This window comes from Falsiroseomonas sp. HW251 (genome assembly GCF_050563545.1).
In the GTDB taxonomy this organism is placed as follows: Bacteria; Pseudomonadota; Alphaproteobacteria; order Acetobacterales; family Acetobacteraceae; genus Falsiroseomonas.
Map to the genome: position 1 here is coordinate 1 of NZ_JBNXUM010000083.1, position 1,269 is coordinate 1,269.

Genomic DNA, 1,269 nt, shown 5'->3' on the forward strand with positions numbered 1-1,269 from the left:
GCGCTGCTCGTCTTCGCCGCCTTCGGCATCCGCTACTGGCTGTTCGGTCCGACGCCGGTGCTGCCCTATCTCCTGTTCTTCCCCGCCATCATCACCTCCGCCGTCATCCTCGACCGCGGCTCGGGCATCTTCGCCACGCTCCTGAGCGCGGCGCTCGCCCTCTACAACTTCGTGGAGCCGATCGGCACGTTCCAGATCGCGGACACCGAGACGGCGTTGAGCATTTCCCTCTTCATCGTCATCGGCCTGTTCATCGCGATCCTCACCGAGGCGCTGCATCTTGCCTACGTCGAGGTCGATGAGGGGCGTCGAGCGACGGATGAGGCGCGCCGGCAAGCGGAGGAGGCGCGAGACCAGGCGGAGGCGAGCGAGCGAGACGTCCATCTGCTGATGGATGAGTTCGGCCACCGCGTGAAGAACGACCTCGCGCGCGTGGCGGCGATCATCGGCCTTCAGGCGAAGGGTGCGCCGCCCGACATTGCTGCAGCGCTGCAGGCCGCCGCGGACCGGGTGCGCGTGATTGCGCGCGTGCATGACCGCCTGACACGCCGCGACGGCAAGGTGCTGGTGGAGGCCCACAATTTCCTCCACGACCTCCTGCGCGACCTGCGGGCCAGCATCTCGGATCTGCGGCCGGTCGGGCTGTTCCTCATGGCCGGCGAGCGCCACATGCTCTCGGTGTCGCGGGCCGGCGCGGTGGGGCTGATCGCGAACGAGCTGATCACCAATGCGCTCAAGCACGCCTTCCCCGGCGAGCGGGAGGGCACCGTGCGCGTCAGCTTCCGCCGCGACGGCCACGACTTCCTGCTGGTGGTGGCCGATGACGGCATCGGCTTGCCCGACATGCCACCGGACGAACTGCAGGAGGACCTGGCCCGGCGCGGCGGCATGGGGCGGCGCCTGGTGCGCGCGCTCGCCGCCCAGCTCGGCGGGCGGATCGAGACGACGCGCACCAGCGCAGCCGGCGGGGCCACCCACACGCTGCGCTTCCCGGTCGCGCAGCCCGGCGAGAACGGCACCCCACGAGGTTGATGCCGGCCGAGGGTGCGACGTCAGGCCACCGTCGTTGCAGTCGCCAGGGCACGCGCGACCGGCACGGTCATGACGCAGACCAGTCCATCGGCCTCCCAGGCGCGCTCTACCAGCCCGCCGAGCTGGTTCTGCACCGTCGCCTCGACGACCCGCGAGCCAAAGCCGCGCCGCGCTGGCGGGCCCTCTACGCGCGGACCGCCCCTCTCGCGCCAGATGACCGTCAGCTTGTCGGCCCTG

The 1,269-nt window shown here is 70.8% G+C and carries 1 protein-coding gene and 1 pseudogene; one reads left to right on the plus strand and one right to left on the minus strand.

Going from position 1 to position 1,269, the window contains the following annotated elements; genetic code table 11:
- Positions 1-1,032, plus strand: a 1,032-nt coding sequence (locus tag ACLF3M_RS35245; RefSeq protein ID WP_430661687.1) for a sensor histidine kinase, incomplete at its 5' end; no start/stop codon positions are given.
- A gap of 20 nt (positions 1,033-1,052) precedes the next feature.
- Here the strand turns inward: ACLF3M_RS35245 and ACLF3M_RS35250 are convergent.
- Positions 1,053-1,269, minus strand: a pseudogene (locus ACLF3M_RS35250) (hypothetical protein); the annotation flags it as partial.